The 19,514-nt window shown below is 51.5% G+C and carries 9 protein-coding genes, 2 tRNA genes and 3 rRNA genes; all 14 read right to left on the bottom strand.

The window, feature by feature from the left end:
• Positions 1 to 12 precede the first annotated feature (12 nt).
• Positions 13 to 3,090 carry a DUF6562 domain-containing protein gene (locus BQ5379_RS09215; RefSeq protein WP_071135159.1) on the bottom strand — a complete coding sequence of 1,026 codons (3,078 nt, stop codon included), beginning with the start codon at positions 3,088 to 3,090 and terminating at the stop codon, positions 13 to 15.
• Between the two features lie 43 nt (positions 3,091 to 3,133).
• A complete protein-coding gene (locus BQ5379_RS09210) occupies positions 3,134 to 3,907 on the bottom strand; it encodes a DUF6562 domain-containing protein (protein ID WP_071135158.1) in 774 nt (257 codons plus the stop codon).
• A gap of 14 nt (positions 3,908 to 3,921) precedes the next feature.
• On the bottom strand, positions 3,922 to 4,959 hold the full coding sequence (locus tag BQ5379_RS09205; RefSeq protein WP_071135157.1) for a DUF6562 domain-containing protein: 1,038 nt from the start codon (positions 4,957 to 4,959) through the stop codon (positions 3,922 to 3,924).
• Positions 4,960 to 4,971: 12 nt separating this feature from the next.
• Positions 4,972 to 6,072: a DUF3575 domain-containing protein gene (locus BQ5379_RS09200; protein WP_071135156.1), complete on the bottom strand. Its 1,101-nt coding sequence runs from the start codon at positions 6,070 to 6,072 to the stop codon at positions 4,972 to 4,974.
• A gap of 739 nt (positions 6,073 to 6,811) precedes the next feature.
• Positions 6,812 to 6,924 (bottom strand): 5S ribosomal RNA (gene rrf / locus BQ5379_RS09195).
• A 92-nt stretch (positions 6,925 to 7,016) separates the two neighbouring features.
• Positions 7,017 to 9,895 (bottom strand): 23S ribosomal RNA (locus BQ5379_RS09190).
• A gap of 147 nt (positions 9,896 to 10,042) precedes the next feature.
• Positions 10,043 to 10,116 (bottom strand) — tRNA-Ala (locus BQ5379_RS09185).
• 24 nt (positions 10,117 to 10,140) lie between these two features.
• Positions 10,141 to 10,214: transfer RNA gene (locus BQ5379_RS09180), tRNA-Ile, on the bottom strand.
• A gap of 125 nt (positions 10,215 to 10,339) precedes the next feature.
• Positions 10,340 to 11,868, bottom strand: a 16S ribosomal RNA gene (locus BQ5379_RS09175).
• The 16S, 23S and 5S rRNA genes sit together here with 2 tRNA genes alongside, the layout of an rRNA operon.
• 823 nt (positions 11,869 to 12,691) lie before the next feature.
• Entirely contained in the window at positions 12,692 to 13,570 is an 879-nt protein-coding gene (locus BQ5379_RS09170; RefSeq protein ID WP_071135155.1) for a DUF6845 domain-containing protein, read from the bottom strand.
• A 942-nt stretch (positions 13,571 to 14,512) separates the two neighbouring features.
• Complete coding sequence (gene leuB / locus BQ5379_RS09165) at positions 14,513 to 15,583, bottom strand: 3-isopropylmalate dehydrogenase (RefSeq protein ID WP_071135154.1); 1,071 nt, start codon at positions 15,581 to 15,583, stop codon at positions 14,513 to 14,515.
• Complete coding sequence (locus BQ5379_RS09160) at positions 15,580 to 17,118, bottom strand: alpha-isopropylmalate synthase regulatory domain-containing protein (RefSeq protein WP_071135153.1); 1,539 nt, start codon at positions 17,116 to 17,118, stop codon at positions 15,580 to 15,582. The genes leuB and BQ5379_RS09160 overlap by 4 nt, the downstream gene beginning before the upstream one ends.
• Positions 17,119 to 17,233: 115 nt before the next feature.
• The gene (leuD, locus tag BQ5379_RS09155) at positions 17,234 to 17,833 is read right to left on the bottom strand and encodes a 3-isopropylmalate dehydratase small subunit (protein WP_071135152.1); all 600 of its coding nucleotides are present in this window, start codon (positions 17,831 to 17,833) and stop codon (positions 17,234 to 17,236) included.
• Positions 17,834 to 18,120: 287 nt separating this feature from the next.
• On the bottom strand, positions 18,121 to 19,509 hold the full coding sequence (gene leuC / locus BQ5379_RS09150) for a 3-isopropylmalate dehydratase large subunit (RefSeq protein WP_071135151.1): 1,389 nt from the start codon (positions 19,507 to 19,509) through the stop codon (positions 18,121 to 18,123).
• Positions 19,510 to 19,514: the final 5 nt, after the last annotated feature.

Here is a 19,514-nt window from a genome sequence, read left to right as displayed (position 1 = left end):
CCGCGGAATAATCTATTGCGGTTGAATGGCATAAGGATAGGTGGCATCGCCCGTTTCCACATATTGATAGCCCGCTTCAGGCTGCCAGATCGATCCGTCATCATTTTTCGGATACGAGCTATACTTGCCGCCCTTCAGCACAAAACCGCCAAGCGGAGCTCCAGCCTGATCATCGTCAGATGCATAGGCACATGGTGTGCGGTCGGAATAGAATTCACCGTCGAGTACTTCGATCACACCCAGTGAAGCGGCATACAGTGCATAGAAAGCATCCTGACGCCCAGGTTCGGAATTCCGAGCTGAAATGTTGGCATTCTTGACAGTAACGTGCGAACTTTCAATCGAGGCCAAAGCTCCTTGCACACCTTGAATCGTAGCGTCATCGATCACCATGGTACAGCCTCCTTGTGCCCGGACACAATAGGCCCAGGAGCCGTATTTATTCGAAGAGGTCGAAGTGATCGTACCACCGCTGATATTGATCTGACCGCTGCCTGCCACTGCAAAGAATGAAGCATTGACCATTGCATCGTTCAGATTCATAACAGCTTCGGTACTGTTATTCCACATTGCTGTACCTCCATTATTCACTGTTGTGGAGTAGGTTCCGCCTTCAACAGTCAGCGTACCGTGATTTTCGACTACTCGACGGGTCATATTCATCGCAGCACCAGCCGCAGCGTTGATGGTCAGGTCACTTTGATTCAACAAATAAACGGATTCAACGCCCGCGCTGACCTTCACATTCGCCCGTAAATTGAGAACTGTCGGTTTGGTAATCTCAATCACGTCCTCCATGACGGTGAAATCATAACTACGATATACAGTTACATCTCCACCGGCTTCGATCTGAGCAGCCACACGTTTCACCTCGATCCAGCGGTCTTTGACCTCTCCATCAACAATCAGTTTGGTCGAATACGGACGTCCGGAAACATTGTAGTCACCAGCCCACCAACCGATATAGTTGTCGGTACGATCGCAGGTGGGGATTCCCGACACCTGCTCTGCCACAGAATTGTTCCGCAGTTCGACCGTGTAGATATCGTAGGCGTCCGACTGTGATGACACATTAATCACATCGCCGATAAACGCATGAGAATAGAATTGCTCCATATCATATACTTTATCGGTCACATCAACAGGAGATTCATATACCTTATCGAACGAAATTCCACTTACCGAATTTTCTTCGACCAGTACGTTACGTTCGAATGTCTGCAGATAACCGATCAACCCTCCGGCCTGATACAGACCTTCATCCGGAGCAACGGTATAAATAGCGCATTGGTCAACCGTACAACCGCTAATCGTTACGTCACGTTGCACACCACCTCCATTAACATATCCGACTATACCGCCGACTTTCTGATAACCATGAATAGTGGCATTCTTGACTGTACAATTTTCCACCGTACCGTGGTCCATACGACCGATCAAAGCAGCTCCGCGATGACACGTAACATTGACTCCTTCGAGCGTCAGATTCTTCACCGTCCCCTGAAGCACATAGAAGAAACCACCATAATAATACCCGGGACCATCTGCATGTCCTGTTAAGTTATCAACATACAGATTGCTGATAGTATGGCCTGCACCGTCGAACTCGACAAATGCGGAGCTTTCCGTATTGATGGGCTCCCACAGATTGGAAGCACTGCCCTGCAGGTCGATATCGGCCGTAAGCACGATTTTGGCACACTTCTTCGCGGCCACCAGCTCTGCAGCACGTTTGAGCGTTTCGGCGTCACCGACAGAATATACGGATACGATACCTGCACCATCATTGAGCTGCAACTCGCCGACAGTACCATAGATCTCAACATTACCCTTATTAATGGTCAATTCGTCGACTACTACGCCCTCCGGAATAATCAGCGTATTATCGGCCGTCGAAGCCGTTACACTCTGATAGGTCTGTCCATTCAGCGTGACGGTCGAGTTCGGCAGGTTGATCACCACATTCGTTGTCGTCGGAATCGATACATTCACCGTCGCCGGAGCATTCTGACCCTCGTTACCATACTCGAAGTTCACTGTCTGATCCGTTGCAGGCAATGATATGGAAACCCGTGTATCGTTACCTGTGGTATAAATCTTGGGAATCTGAATCGTCGCCTCGCTTTCGGGAGCTTTGGCAACCACAACATTGGTTTTACCTTCAGCCAAAGCTGCATTTGCAGCTGCAATATCTTCTACTTCCGTAATGGATTCATCAAGACCCGGCGTCGAGAATGTCGGATCGATCGTCACGTTCAACGTTCCGGTCTTAGTCAACAGGTTACCGGACACACTGGTTTTGTAATTGCGACGAATCGGAATGTTGTGGAAATTGTCATTGGTCGTGATCTCGGTTGCGCCGTTCAGGAACGTCATCGAGAAGTCGGCCAGGTTGGCCTGAACGGGAGCCGCCCAGATATAGTCCACCGTCAACTCGCCTGCGCTCTGATCGACAATCGCTGCATTATAGCTGACGGCTGCCGGATCGCCTGCTTCGCCGGTCAGTGCATTGAAGCTGGTCGGAATCTCAACGAAGTCAACGGTCACATGCGTCGGCTTCAATTCCTCCTGCCCGATCATGCCCATGTCATTGGTCTTCACATTCAACTGACCGAACGGACGGACCAAAGTCACGTTTTTCGAAAATGCGTCCGTCACGCTCATCTCCTCCGCATGGAAGAAAGCATCGAACTCGTCGTTGTTGCCCGCATAACCGTCTTTGACCGTAATGTTGGTCAGGTTAGTCGTATTGTAGTGTTTGTCCTCCTGACTCTCTGTACCGCAGTCAGCCCAGAATACAAAATCGTAGGCCTGTGAAGCGACCAGTTGCAGGTTGTCGAATGTTGCCGTACCGTTCGAAACCGTCGTGACATAACGCTTGTATTTCACGTCGTCACGATAGATTTCCAGGATACAACGGTTGATATGATTTCCTTGACCATAATCCGCAGCAGCTCGCGTCTGGACCGATTCCTGCGGGATCGTCACGGTCAGGGTCCCACTGGGTGTCAGCGCCGGCCCCTCCTGCTTCTGACACGAAGCAAAGACCAGACTCAGGCCTAACAAACCCCAAAAGAAACTTTTCTTCATATGACCTTAATTTTAACGATTGATAGATTGAATCAACGGCTCATCAGAAAGTGGCCGTGAGCGTTGTCATGTAATTCGGTTTGAGCTGCAGAGCCGGCACCTGCTTGACCGTACTCCCCACGGTCACCGCAACATCGATTTGTTGACCGGTTGATGGTGCGAACATATAGTCTTCCCCCACCAACGACGAACTGCTCTCTGTGTCCGGGAATGACACAACCACGTTTGCCGGCTCTGAGGCTGTGCCTGTCAGCACATCGTATTGTGTCAACAAACCTTTATATGTGACACTCACACTGTTCACCCCCGAGAAGGTCGCTGAATTCTGAATGGTCAGTTTTGCCACCGGTCGTTTCAGCGTGACACCCCCCATTGCTCCACCATTCCATTCCACCGCTGGCGTTGCACAGGCAAAAGCATCGCAACCAGGTCTATCACCGTTCCTCGACACCTTTACTTTCCGCAAATCGTCGGTTGTATAATATCCTGATCCATCGTCCGCCCAATAGAGGAAATCATACGTTCCTGGAATCAAAGCCACGTCGAACACCGCTCCGTTCACATCTCCCGTCGTCGTCTGATGCAACACGCAACGCGGTTCTGCTCCAAGCGTCCATACTTCAAGTACATAACGAAGCGTTTCGCCCACTTTGCTATGCGCTGCCGCAGGAACGTTATTCAGACCTTGCTGCGTAGCGACAGCTATTTCACCTCGAACTGGTTCTTCACCGAATTCCTTGTCGCTCTCCCGGCTACAACCCGACAGGGCAAACAAAGCCGAAATGGCCGTCAATAAGATATATATCTGCTTTTTCATCTCTTCGTTGCGTTTTAATCGGGAATTACTACTTCAATTACACCATCGAAGCCGGTATCGATTCCGATGCCGGGAGTATAGGTCTTGGTTAAAAAGTCATCGCGAATAATGGTATGCTTACCGCGCACAACCGGGACATTAATACCATTCACCTGGTTAATCAGGTTCCCACTTTGGTCACGGACCGAAAGATTAACGGTCACGGCCGATTCCGTACCGTTGACAAAGACATAGTCCCCGGCCATATGCGCTTCGCTTTCCGAAAGTTGGGTTACCGGACAATCGAACGACACGCCCGTTTGCGCATCATTGGGTTTGTTCTCATACGCATTGAACCCGGTTGGGAAATACCCGGCATAATCGACCGTCACCTTTAGCGCGGCCAAATCCTGCGGCACCTCGTCCTGTTGTATGGATCCGTTTTTACTCAGCTGGGCACGTTTCATCGCCTGGTTGTACAAAAACCGATCGACGTCAGTAGTGATTACCTCGATCTTGGCTAATGGCCGTTCGAGTGTCATATCACAATCGACCTCCACATTCCATTGATCGTGGTAAACCGTGAAATCAAACTTTTTCTGCCCGACATAAGCATCCTTGTGCTCTTCGTCTCCGAGATAATTTTCGAGATCCGGGTATGCTATGGCCGACAGATCATCCACACTGTAATACTTATCGTCCACAGTCCCATCCTCCACGTAGTCCATCCAGGCAACGACCTGATATTTTGCCGCTTTGAGCGAAAACGTCGTACTAATCGAGTGTTGACCGTCTGATGCAGGATCACAACTTACAATACGGCGTTCCACAGGGGTATCGCCAATCTGGTCGCGGAAAACCTCGACCACCCAGCGCACGTCATACTCATCCGACGCATCCGCTTTGGTTGTCGACGAATAGTATTCAATCGAAGGGTCGATATTCAGCGTAAGATTCATCTGCACAAGCGAAGGATCCACCCCACCATCAATGGGTTCTTCGAGGATGGTCTTTTTACAGCCAGTCAAAAACAGGACAAACAGGCAGACGGTGCCAATAATTACTCTTTTCATTGCCTCTCCTCCTTATTTTCCAAATTTGTAGACCAGATTGACTCCGACTTTGGTGAGGCCCCAGTAATTATACGGAACTCCCTTTTCGTAACAGGCACCATTCGGAATATTGTAATACGCATCGTACTTCGTATGGACATAGCCTGCCCCAATCGTAAATTCGGCCGCCCAATGGCGCGCAAAGGGAAGCACGTAGCCATAGCTGATACCCGCCCCATAGAAACCATCGGGCGACTGGTAACGGCTCTTTGAGTCCACCGCCACATTGAAAGCACCAATATTCAGATGTACACCAAAGAAATGCTTGCTCATTGGTTCGGCAAGCCAATAACGAAATTCAGGCTGAACAGCCAGGAAACGCAATTTATAATCGCGTTTGATCGTATACGGGCTATAAATAACAGGCACATCAATCGAATAATGTTTACCAAACCCGAACTCTACGCCAAGGTTAGCTACCGTAGCCGCCAAATAAGCAACATTCGTTTTGATAGCCCACCGGAAACCCGATGTTTTCTTAAGAACTTCCGGTTCAACCACCACCGGTGTAGTTTGTGGTTCTTGACGAGGCTCTACAGGTTCTACCCCCTCAGAAGAGTCCTGTACCTCTTCAGAAATTTTCACCTCAGAAGTATCTGGTTTCGATAGCTGTGCAATCACACAGTCTCGCAATTGATTCGTGCGAAACAAGTAAGCTACAGCAACCACATCATCCATTCCCCTCCATTTACGGGTAGAGTTACTCGTACGAAAATGTTCTTCCTTAAGTCCCTCATGAACGATAAAATAGGATTTCACCTGGTTGCTTCGATTTTTCGCAGCCTTAAGATTCTCCTCATAAGTATCGTATGAAGAACAAAAGCCACGAACTCGCATTTTTACATTTCCCGAGTCAATCGAAACATAGTGCTCACGTATCGAACGACTCAGAAAATCAAGTGCACGATCGTTCCCCTTATAAGCAGCATAAAACCTACGCTTCCCGGGAGCAAAACGGAAGATGACCGTATCGTCTACAACTTGAGCATCCCTGAGCGAAACATGACTCTGAGCCCAAGTTTGAGTCACCCACAAATTGAGCAACACCAGCGTTCCCACTAAAAACTTAAACATGACTAAAAATTAGATTAACAAAAGAAATCGCTCGATATTACAAGACACAAATCTGTGTTGTTTGAGCCCAACAACACGACCGGCCTGCAAAAGTCGTTTATACTTTTGCAGGCCGGTCAAGAAAATTATGATATGAGACGCGTAGCGAAATCTACGCCCTACTGAGAGAGAGAGAGAGAGAGAGAGAGAGAGTAACATTATTCTTGACATTTCCAAATATTTAAACACACAAAAAAGCATATCTTTTTTGCACCCATAAAAATCTACCTCAAAAGATTCATGCGTCATATTTTTACCCGAATAAGACGAATATATATTCACATATTTTTCCCTTCAAAGATATTAATCATTATTTTATAAAACAATATTTTTCTCTCGTTTTATCACTTTTCATATTATTATCAACAATAAACGTCATCAAAGGAATTGAAACCAACTGCTCAACATTCCATTCAGGACACAAACCTGCGTAGAAGCCGCACAAGAGATAATAACATGGAAAAGGATAGATCAAGCATGCATTACACGCAAAGAGATCAATAGAAACTATGCCCAAGGGTAACACCTATAGAAATTCTCACTACACAAGTCTGCACGCAACATTTCTGAATACAAGACTAATGCCTTATCTAACAAATTAAGAAATAACGCCAGAGCAAAACACCTCACAAGACCCAGAATGCATAAAGAAATAATAAGGCAATAAAAAAGGGGTTCATCGAGATGATGAACCCCTTGAAGGAGGCGGCGACCTACTCTCCCACATAAATATGCAGTACCATCGGCGCGGGCAGGTTTAACTTCTCTGTTCGGAATGGGAAGAGGTGGAGCCCTACCGCTATTGCCACCTGAAAGGTAATGACTATTGCTAGTCCTGTATCATTATGAACCATCGCTGGTTCATATGTTAACACAGTCTTAAGAACCAGTAAGAGATCCGATGCAAAGAAAGGTCTTTCGGGCGATTAGTACTACTCGGCTTTGACATCACTGCCTTTACACCTGTAGCCTATCAACGTAGTCATCTTCTACGACCCTCAAGGGAGATCTAATCTTGGGGTGGGCTTCGCGCTTAGATGCTTTCAGCGCTTATCCCGTCCCGACATGGATACCCGGCGATACACCTGGCGGCATAACCGGTAAACCAGAGGTCAGTCCAACTCGGTCCTCTCGTACTAAAGTCAGAACCCCTCAAATCTCCTACGCCCGCAACAGATAGGGACCGAACTGTCTCACGACGTTCTGAACCCAGCTCGCGTGCCACTTTAATCGGCGAACAGCCGAACCCTTGGGACCTTCTCCAGCCCCAGGATGTGACGAGCCGACATCGAGGTGCCAAACCGCTCCGTCGATATGAGCTCTTGGGAGCGATCAGCCTGTTATCCCCGGAGTACCTTTTATCCTTTGAGCGATGGCCCTTCCACTCGGAACCACCGGATCACTATGCCCTGCTTTCGCACCTGTTCGACCCGTCGGTCTCGCAGTCAAGCACCCTTGTGCCATTGCACTCTACATACGATTACCATCCGTATTGAGGGTACCTTGGGAAGCCTCCGTTACGCTTTTGGAGGCGACCACCCCAGTCAAACTACCCACCAAACGGTGTCCCCATAAGGGTTAGGATCCGAGCACAAAAAGGGCAGTATTTCAACGGCGACTCCTGAACGCCTGGCGACGCCCATTCATAGTCTCCTGCCTATCCTACACATCTTGTACCCAAATCCAGCGTTAAGCTGCAGTAAAGGTTCACGGGGTCTTTCCGTCCCGTTGCGGGTACCCGGCATCTTCACCGGGACTACAATTTCACCGAGCTCACGGTTGAGACAGTGTCCAGATCGTTACACCATTCGTGCAGGTCGGAACTTACCCGACAAGGAATTTCGCTACCTTAGGACCGTTATAGTTACGGCCGCCGTTTACCGGGGCTTCGATTCAATGCTTCTTCTTGCGAATGACATCCCCTCTTAACCTTCCGGCACCGGGCAGGTGTCAGGCCATATACGTCGTCTTTCGAATTTGCATAGCCCTGTGTTTTTGTTAAACAGTCGCCTGGACCTTTTCGCTGCGCCTCACATCGCTGTGAGGACCCCTTCTCCCGAAGTTACGGGGTCATTTTGCCTAGTTCCTTAACCGTGACTCACTCGAGCACCTGAGGATACTCTCCTCGACCACCTGTGTCGGTTTACGGTACGGGCCGCTTAACTGTTAAGCTTAGAAGATTTTCTCGGAAGCCTGCTTGGGATCACTATCAAATTCCCCGAAGGGTCTCTGTACTGTCGGCTTTCAGCAAAGTGAAGCTGTTAACCTCACTCTTTACCTACGACCTTTAACCTACTATTCCGTCAGTAGGCGGATCTTACGCTCCTTCGTCTCTCCATCGCCAATTAAGCGGGTATCGGAATATTAACCGATTGTCCATCGAGCATCGCCTTTCGGCTGGCCCTTAGGTCCCGACTAACCCTGATCCGATTAACGTTGATCAGGAAACCTTGGTCTTGCGGTGGGCAGGTTTCTCGCCTGCCTTATCGTTACTTATGCCTACATTTGCTTTTCCATAAACTCCACGATACCTTACGATACCGCTTCGACGTCGATGGAATGCTCCCCTACCACTCCCGAAGGAGTCCAAAGCTTCGGCAATACGCTTGATGCCCGTTTATTATCCACGCACAACCGCTCGACTAGTGAGCTGTTACGCACTCTTTAAATGAATAGCTGCTTCCAAGCTAACATCCTAGCTGTCGCTGCAGTCGCACATCGTTCGTTCAACTTAGCGTATGTTTGGGGGCCTTAGCTGTTGGTCTGAGTTGTTCCTCTTTTGTCACCGGACATTAGCACCCGGCGGCTCACTGCTGACGATCATATATCTGGCATTCGGAGTTTGTCAGGATTTGGTAGGCGGTGAAGCCCCCGCATCCAATCAGTAGCTCTACCTCCAGTATACTCCGTCAACGCTGCCCCTAAAGGCATTTCGGGGAGTACGAGCTATTTCCCAGCTTGATTAGCCTTTCACCCCTACCCTCAGCTCATCCGAAAACTTTTCAACGTTTACCGGTTCGAACCTCCAGTGAGTTCTACCTCACCTTCATTCTGGCCAAGGGTAGATCGCAAGGTTTCGCGTCTACCACCACCGACTTTGGCGCCCTGTTCAGACTCGCTTTCGCTTCGGCTTCGAGCCTCTTGGCTCTTAACCTTGCCGGTGATGAGTAACTCGTAGGCTCATTATGCAAAAGGCACGCCGTCACCCCACGTAGGGGCTCCGACAGGTTGTAGGCGTACGGTTTCAGGTTCTTTTTCACCCCCCTGTTCGGGGTACTTTTCACCTTTCCCTCACGGTACTGGTCCACTATCGGTCTTATGGGAGTATTTAGCCTTGCGGGGTGGTCCCCGCAGATTCAGACAGGATTTCACGTGTCCCGCCCTACTCAGGATACCACTGTCACATAACTAACTTACCTGTAAGGGGCTTTCACCCGCTATGGCTCAACTTTCCAGTTGATTCCAGTTCGTTGTCATGATCGTTTGTGGTCCTACAACCCCATCCATGCCGTAACATGAATGGTTTAGGCTATTCCCTCTTCGCTCGCCGCTACTAAGGGAATCGAGTTTTCTTTCTTTTCCTCCGCCTACTTAGATGTTTCAGTTCAGCGGGTTGGCTCTCACATTGCTGTGAGTGACAGGCCTTCAGCCTGACAGGTTTCCCCATTCGGAAATCGCCGGATCAATTCTTTTTTGCAGATCCCCGGCGCTTATCGCAGCTTAACACGTCCTTCGTCGCCTCCATAAGCCTAGGCATCCCCCGTACGCCCTTGCATACTTTCTTTGCTACCATGCTCAAGCATGGCATCCGATATCTCGCGATATCGAACTAGTTTATTCTCTTCCTCGCTCATCTCTCAATGAGCAAGGTCGTTTCTCTTACTCGTTCTTAATCCGTGTCAATGAACTCTTGCGGTCGAAACCGCAACCGTGGAGAATAAGGGAGTCGAACCCTTGACCCCCTGCTTGCAAAGCAGGTGCTCTAGCCAACTGAGCTAATTCCCCGAAGTTACCAATGAACTTGTTAAGTAGACCCGAGCGGACTTGAACCGCTGACCCCTACATTATCAGTGTAGTGCTCTAACCAACTGAGCTACGGGTCTATAAAAAATTACCGTGAAAAGCTGATAACCTGCAGTATAGCAAGTTGTCTATAATCTGGTCAGACCACCTTATGTGTTTTTCAATGGATTGTCTTGTGGGAAAATCGTTTTGAAAAACACTCCAGAAAGGAGGTGTTCCAGCCGCACCTTCCGGTACGGCTACCTTGTTACGACTTAGCCCTAGTTACCAGTTTTGCCCTAGGACGCTCCTTGCGGTCACGTACTTCAGGCACCCCTGGCTTCCATGGCTTGACGGGCGGTGTGTACAAGGCCCGGGAACGTATTCACCGCGCCATGGCTGATGCGCGATTACTAGCGAATCCAACTTCATGCAGGCGAGTTGCAGCCTGCAATCCGAACTGAGACCGGCTTTCCGAGATTCGCTCCATATCACTATGTCGCTGCCCTCTGTACCGGCCATTGTAACACGTGTGTCGCCCCGGACGTAAGGGCCGTGCTGATTTGACGTCATCCCCACCTTCCTCGCGGTTTACACCGGCAGTCTTCATAGAGTCCCCATCACTACATGCTGGTAACTATGAACAGGGGTTGCGCTCGTTATGGGACTTAACCCGACACCTCACGGCACGAGCTGACGACAACCATGCAGCACCTAGTTTCGTGTCCCGAAGGAAAGACCCCTTTCAGGGTCGGTCACTAACTTTCAAGCCCGGGTAAGGTTCCTCGCGTATCATCGAATTAAACCACATGTTCCTCCGCTTGTGCGGGCCCCCGTCAATTCCTTTGAGTTTCAACCTTGCGGTCGTACTCCCCAGGTGGATAACTTATCGCTTTCGCTTGGTCACCGACTGTCTATCGCCGACAACGAGTTATCATCGTTTACTGCGTGGACTACCAGGGTATCTAATCCTGTTCGCTCCCCACGCTTTCGTGCATCAGCGTCAGATACAGATTAGCAAGCTGCCTTCGCAATCGGTGTTCTGAGTAATATCTAAGCATTTCACCGCTACACTACTCATTCCGCCTGCTGCATCTGCTCTCCAGTCCGACAGTATCAGAGGCAGTCCCAGGGTTAAGCCCTGACCTTTCACCTCTAACTTACCGAACCGCCTACGCACCCTTTAAACCCAATAAATCCGGATAACGCTCGAATCCTCCGTATTACCGCGGCTGCTGGCACGGAGTTAGCCGATCCTTATTCGTACGGTACATGCACATCCCTACACGTAGAGACCGTTATTCCCGTACAAAAGCAGTTTACAATTCATAGAACCGTCATCCTGCACGCGGCATGGCTGGTTCAGGCTCTCGCCCATTGACCAATATTCCTCACTGCTGCCTCCCGTAGGAGTCTGGTCCGTGTCTCAGTACCAGTGTGGGGGACCTTCCTCTCAGAACCCCTAGACATCGTTGCCTTGGTGAGCCGTTACCTCACCAACTAGCTAATGTCACGCATGCCTATCTCATACCGATAAATCTTTCACTTATCAAAGATGCCTCCGATAAGCATATGGAGTATTAGTCCGGATTTCTCCGAGTTATCCTCCAGTATGAGGCAAGTTGCATACGCGTTACGCACCCGTGCGCCGGTCGCCGACAACAAAAGCAAGCTTTTGTCTCGCTGCCCCTCGACTTGCATGTGTTAGGCCTGCCGCTAGCGTTCATCCTGAGCCAGGATCAAACTCTCCATAGTAAAAGAAATATTTCAAGTATGCCTGACCCGATTATTTTTCGATTCCATCGCCTCGCGGCGCCGGAATCAGGAATTGACAAATTGTACTACACTACAAATTATCATGAACTTTTCACAGTAATTCAAAGAACTGAAACCCGAAGGTTCATATCTTCATCTGTAATCTTTCTGCCGTTACCAGCGGAAAGGGATTACAAAGGTATGTCAAATTTTTCAATCCGCAAAAACTTTTTCACTTTTCTTTATTTTCGACCGCCGAGGCGGCTATTTGAAAGAGCGGTGTTTTTCGTGATTGCGGATGCAAAGGTAGGCACAATTTTTACTTCTGCAAATTTTTTCGAAAAAATTTTTCACCTCTTTTTTCGAAAAACAGCATAACTACCTACTAATCAGTGAAAAGAAATTTGAATATTTTTTTGTTTATCATGTGACACGAGTTGTCATATTCCCTATTTTCGTTGCATCACCGGCTCAACGGAAAGTTCAAATTGAAAACCACAACGTGAAAATTTCCGTCATGAATGGTCAAGCATTGCAACAAATTTCAACGATAAGATTCCTAGCCTCGGCTGAATTTCCCCTCGAATCTTTACACCTGCGACCTATATCGTTCAGCAAAGACCGAAAGATTATCACTCTGAATTGACCAGAAAATACCACGCGAGCCTGACGAAAACACCCCAACACCCCTCAATTCACGCTCCCTATCCACAAATAATACCCCCGGAGCATTATCTGGCTAATACTTACTATACGTCCTGTGCAAAAAAAGCCGGCCATCTACGAAAGAGGCCGGCAGTAAATCACTCGGGAGAGAGACCCGCTAATCGACAAAAGAGTTATAATCGCTCACGGCATACTCATATTGGGAACTCATGTCGTCCAGAACAGACTGAGTATACTCCCCATCACGCTGCGCCTTGCGCACCACCCCCATATACTCCTCCACCTCTTTGAGATATTCGTCATAGAGACGCATTTCACTATCCATCTGCTCGACCTTAGGCAATGCGCGCGCCTGCTTCACCAATCCTTCGAGACTATTGTACGAATTGGTCAGCGCCTGCTCATCGACATTTTCCTCGGCCACGATCTGCATCATACCTTCCATCTCGATAAATATCTTTTTAGCCACCAGAATGTGGTCTTTGAGCGGATTACCCTCCATCATCAGGGCTTCGGCAGCATCGGCAGGTCCCGAGATAATCGCGAGAATCTGTTCCTTGGTTGCAGCAATCTGTTCGGCAGCAGCTTTCGTCTCCTCGGTCAACTGTTTACCTTTGGCCCAGTCGTCATCTTTATAGTCTTCTGCCTTCAAATAAGCCTTAAAGGCGTCGTAGTTTCCATCGACCGTTGCCGACGCGGCATAGTATTGTCGGAAAAGCATGGTAAGTGAATCGCCAGCCGATTTACCGAAGCAGGTACCCGGGGCCGTCATTTCAGCCGAATCTCCGAACATACCGGGCAACACGACGCTCGGTGCGATCAACATTTTTCCATTCTTTTCCATGTACTCGATCACATCGCCACACTTTTCAGCGCTGAAACCGTCACGGAACACCTCGAGAGCCTGGTTATAATACTCAATGATTTGGCTGGCTTGTTCAGCATCGAGTTTGCCAGAAGTACCAGCGCCACCGCCGCAAGAAGCGAGCATCAGTGACGAGGCCAATGCGGGTAAAGCAAGTAAGGTTCTTTTCATAGTGAATGAATTGATTATTGGTTAGTGTTTGGCTATTGACAAATATATGAATTTTTCAGAGATGACCAACTGGGTTCACAGCATAATGACCGTTTTTCTATTAGCAGATTAATTCTCATCGGCCCAGTTCTACGATTACCCTGCGCGGAGCAATGGTAATGCTTTCTGAATAGCCAGCAAACATTAACGTTCAGCCCAACCTCTATTTGAGGTAATACCAATCATTCGGAGTGCCCGAAGGCACCGCCCGCCCGGCGTGAGGGCAGTTCCGGACTGACCACAATGCGCTGCATCAAAAGGCCCGCGAACGCGATAAAGAGAGAAATGCACGATTTGCCATTGCACAAATCGTACGTTTCTCTTTAAGCGGGCTTTGTTCTCAGACAATACCGTTCTTCGACTGCCCTGCGCGGGCAGCGTCCGCGTGCTCGCGGCGGAGCAGTGATTTGTTTGCATTGACTGCCGATAGATATAAAAGTTACAACACAATTCGGATTTGAGATAATACTACTCTGACGGTGTGGCCGAAGCCACCGCCCGCCCGGCGTGAGGGCAGTTCCGGACTGGCCACAACGCGCTGCATCAAAAAGCCCGCGAACGCGATAAAGAGAGAAACGCACGATTTGCCATTGCGCAAATCGTGCATTTCTCTTTAAACGGGCTTTTTATTTCATGCGAGCACAACGTTCTTCGACTGCCCTGCGCGGGCGGCGTCCGCGTGCTCGCGGCGGAGCAATGACTTGTTTGCATTGACTGCCGATCGACATAAAGGTTACGGCACAATTCGGGTTAGAGATAATACCACTCTGACGGTGCGCTCGAAGCCACCGCCGCTCGGCGTAAGGACCGTTCCCGACTATCCACAATGCACCACATAAAAAATCCGGTTTTGGCACAATGCCAAAACCGGAACATGCAATCAGAAGAATAAAAAACGTACGCTTAGACGTTGGCAGCCACAAAATCACCCACCTCAGTCGTCGAGTAGGCTTTCTGACCAGGAACGTTCGCATCCACGAGATCCTCGGTCACGACACCTTGTGCAATGGCCTTTTCAACCGCAGCACGGATGGCAGCGCCTTCCTTCTGCAGCCCTACATGTTCGAGCAGCATGGCAGCACTCAGAATCGTGGCCATCGGGTTGGCGATATTTTTACCCGCAGCCTGCGGATAAGAGCCGTGGATCGGTTCGAACAGAGCCACTTCCGAGCCGATCGAAGCCGAGGGGAGCAGCCCCAGCGAACCGCTGATCACGCTCGACTCATCGGTCAGAATGTCGCCGAAGAGGTTTTCGGTCACCAGCACGTCGAAGTAAGTCGGACGCTGGATGATCTGCATGGCAGCGTTATCGACGAACATGTAATCCACCTGCACATCCGGATATTGAGGAGCCATCTCCTTGGCGATCTGGCGCCACAGACGTGAAGTAGCGATCACATTGGCCTTGTCGACCACGGTGAGCAGTTTGCGACGTTTGCGAGCCTGTTCGAAAGCCACCTTCAGAATGCGTTCCACCTCTTCGCGCGAGTAGACACAGGTATCGTAAGCCGTGTTACCGTCCTCGCTGCGGCCCTGCGGACGACCGAAGTACATACCGCCGGTCAGTTCGCGAATGCAGACAAAGTCGGCGCCTTTTACGCGTTCGGCTTTCAGCGGCGAGCGTTCGACCAGCGAGTCGAACACCACCAGCGGACGAACGTTGGCAAACAGACCGAGAGATTTACGCATCCGGAGCAGCCCCTGTTCGGGACGCACCTTGGCCGAGGGATCGTTGTCGTATTTCGGGTCACCGATGGCACCGAAGAGCACGGCATCGGATTCCTGGCAGATTTTATGGGTTTCAGCGGGATAGGGGTCGCCGGTGGCATCGATGGCGCAGGCGCCGACCAGCCCTTTCCGATAGTTGAACGTGTGTCCGTACTTGGTTCCGATCGCGTCGAGCACTTTGACGGCTTCGCCCACGATCTCAGGCCCGATGCCGTCGCCCGGCAGCAGTGCAATGTTCAAGTTCATGCTTTGATGGTATTAATATTGTTTTCGATTTTGTTCAGCATTTTGACCGTCGCTTTGATGGCGGCCACCGTCTGGTCTGCATCCAGGCCACGGGTTTTGAATCGTGCCCCGTCCCACTCCCAGGTGATGAGCGTCTGCACAAAGGCATCGGTACGTCCTCCCGGCGGGATGCTCACCGAGTAGTCCACCAGGGCCGGGAATTCGCGGCCGAGCTGACCGCGATAGATGGCCCGCACGGCCGACACGAAGGCGTCGTACTGACCGTCGCCGGCCGACGTCTGCTGGTAGGCCTGTCCGTGGACCTCGATTTTGACGGTCGCCACCGGACGCAGCCCCTGTGCCACCGAGAGCGAATAGTTGAGAATCCGCACCGCCTCGCGTTCGCCGGCCGTACCGAGCAGGTCGGAGACGATATAGGGCAGGTCTTCGGCCGTAACGATCTCCTTGCGGTCGCCCAGTTCGACAATATACTGGGTCACACGGCTCATCGACTCCTCGTCGAGTTCGATGCCGAGCATCTCCAGGTTCTTGCGGATATTGGCCTTGCCTGAGCTTTTGCCGAGGGCATACTGACGGGTCCGTCCGAAACGTTCCGGAAGCAGGTCGTTGAAATAGAGGTTGTTTTTGTTGTCTCCGTCGGCGTGGATACCGGCACACTGCGTGAAGACGTTTTCGCCTATAACCGGTTTGTTGGCCGGGATACGGATACCGGAGTAACTTTCCACGACCGTCGAAACCTTGTTCGTGCGCGCCTCGTCCACCGACATATCGCTCTTCAGGTGGTCGTGGAGCGCGGCGATCACGCTCGACAGCGGCGCATTACCGGCCCGCTCGCCGAGTCCGTTGACCGTCGTATGGACCCCATGAATTCCGGCCTTGACGGCAGCCAGCGTATTGGCCACGGCCAGATCATAATCGTTGTGGGCGTGGAAGTCGAATTGCAGGTTGGGATAACGCTCCACCATCGCCCGACAGGCCTCGTAGCACTCCCACGGCTCATAGATACCCAGCGTATCGGGCAGCATGAAGCGCCGTATGGGGAGCTCCTGCAACGCATCGACCATATGATAGACATAATCTCGGGAGTGCCGCATGCCGTTCGACCAATCCTCCAGATAGACATTGACGGCGATTCCGCGCTGCTGCGCGTCGAGCACATCGCGTCGAATATCGTCGATATGCTGCTCGGGGGTCTTGCGGAGCTGGTATTTGCAGTGTTTTTCGGATCCCTTGGTGAGCAGGTTGATGACTCTGCCGCCGCACTCGGCAATCCAGTCGAGCGACGTTCCGCCGTCCACGAATCCGAGCACTTCGACCCGATCGAGACACCCTTTGCGTTCGGCCCAATCCATGATTTTCTTCACGGCGGTCCGTTCGCCTTCGCTCACGCGAGCCGAGGCGACCTCGATCCGGTCGACTCGCATCTCCGTTAACAGCATCCGGGCGAGACTGAGTTTCTCCTGCGGCGCAAACGAGACGCCGGAGGTCTGTTCCCCGTCACGCAGGGTGGTGTCCATGATCTCTACTTTGGGCATAGGTCTGGATGTTTATTTGCTTCGAAAGACGGCCAAGCGCACAGCCCGCCGTCTTTCAGATAAGTACCTCGATTGTTTCGCCCCGCGGCCACACTGCCCGGGACGGTATGACGCCTTAGCGGCGATGGCTTTGTTCGTAGGCTTCGACTTCGGGACGGAGGGTGACGAGGTAGTCCACATCGTCGTATCCGTTGAGCAGGCACTCTTTTTTATAGCCGTCGATGGCGATTTTTTCGCTCTTACCGGTGGTGTTGTTCGTAAAGAGCTGGTTTTCGAGATCGACCGTGAAGGTAGCCTGATGGTTCTTTTCGATGGTGTCGAAGATTTCAGCCAGGAACTCGGGGCTGACCTGAATCGGCAGCAGGCCGTTGTTCAGGGCATTGTTACGGAAGATGTCGGCGAAGAAGCTGCTGACCACGACCCGGAATCCATAGTCGTAGATGGCCCAGGCGGCATGTTCACGCGAGGATCCGCATCCGAAGTTGTAACCGGCCACGAGGATATTGCCCTGGTATTTGGCCTTGTCGTTGACCGGGAATTCGGGAATGAGTTGGTTATCTTTGGTGTAGCGCCAGTCGCGGAACAGGTTGTCGCCGAATCCCTTCCGTTCGGTAGCCTTCAGGAACCGGGCGGGGATGATCTGGTCGGTGTCGATGTTTTCGACATTGACCGGAACGGCTGACGATACGATTTTTACGAATTTTTCTCTTGCCATGGTTTACTATCTGGATGGTTCGGTCGGCACTACCCGCAGGAAACCACCGTTCCTTTCCTGGAAGGAAGGGGCCACACGCACTTTTCGGCGGATGCTGCGCATCCTGAACAGCGGAGCACCGACTAACGGAGGCGAAACAGCCGTCTAACCGGTTTCGGGTGCCGCTTTTCGAAAAAGCGCATACGGCGGGGGCGCGATAACCCGGGGGAAACGCGGCGAACAGGAGGTGCGCTCTCGAACGACCGCCCTGCCCCACTGCGTTCCGTCCCGGACAGACCGAACGATTTTTACTTTTTAAAGAACTCGCGAGGGTCGGTCACTTTGCCCGTCACGGCTGCAGCAGCAGCTACCAGCGGCGAAGCGAGCATTGTACGTGCACCGGGTCCCTGACGCCCTTCGAAGTTGCGGTTCGAGGTGGATACGGCATATTTTCCGGCCGGCACCTTGTCGGCGTTCATGGCCAGACAGGCCGAGCAGCCCGGTTGACGCAGTTCGAATCCGGCCTCGTGGAGGATGTCGAGCAGTCCCTCTTCGCGCACCAGACGTTCCACGATATGCGAACCGGGAACGAGCCATGCCGTTACGTTCGGCGCCTTTTTATAACCCTTGACCGCATTGGCAAAGACCCGGAAGTCCTCGATACGGCCATTGGTGCAGCTGCCCAGGAAGACATAGTCGACCGGTTTGCCGATCATCTTTTCGCCCTCGTGGAAGCCCATATATTCGAGAGCCTTCACGTCGCTTTCCGAAGCCGGCGCCGGGATGGTTCCGGTCACGGGCAACCCCATGCCGGGGTTGGTACCGTAGGTGATCATGGGCTGAATATCGGCCGCATCGAAACGGTACTCCTTGTCGAACACCGCGTCGGGGTCGCTGTAAAGAGTTTTCCAGTAGGCCAGCGCCTTGTCCCAGTCTTCGCCTTTGGGAGCGTGTTCGCGACCTTTGACATATTCGAAAGTCGTTTCGTCGGGAGCGACGATACCGCCGCGCGCACCGCATTCGATACTCATGTTGCAGAGGGTCATACGTCCCTCCATCGAGAGCGAGCGGATGGCCGAACCGGCAAATTCGATGAAGTGACCGGTACCACCGGCAGCGGTGATCTGCGAGATGATGTAGAGGGCGACATCCTTGGCGGTCACCCCTTCGCCGAGCGTACCGTCGACGGTGATGCGCATTTTCTTCGGTTTGGGCTGCATGATGCACTGCGAAGCGAAGACCATTTCGACCTCCGAAGTCCCGATCCCAAAAGCCACGGCACCGAAAGCACCGTGCGTCGAGGTGTGGCTGTCGCCGCAGACGATGGTCATGCCGGGCTGGGTGAAGCCATACTCGGGGCCGATGATGTGAACGATCCCGTTTTTAGGATGGTTCAGCCCGAAGTAGTTGACGATTCCGAACTCTTTGCAGTTTTTGTCCAACTGGTCGAGCTGGGTTTTCGATTCGCCGGGTTCGAGCGGTTTGTCCTGATTGAGGGTCGGCGTATTGTGGTCGGCCGTAGCGGTAGTCTGGTCGGGGCGGAAGATTTTGATACCCCGGTTGCGCAGACCGCCGAAAGCGACCGGCGAGGTCACTTCGTGTATGTAGTGGCGATCGATATAGAGCACCGACCGTCCACCATCCAGCTGGCGCACCACATGGGCGTCCCAGACCTTGTCGAAAAGTGTTTGTGGCATCTTGG

It is taken from the genome of Millionella massiliensis, assembly GCF_900104655.1.
Taxonomy (GTDB): Bacteria; Bacteroidota; Bacteroidia; order Bacteroidales; family Rikenellaceae; genus Rikenella; species Rikenella massiliensis.
Note: the sequence above shows the minus strand (reverse complement) of the source record. Positions and strands in the feature narration are given on the sequence as shown.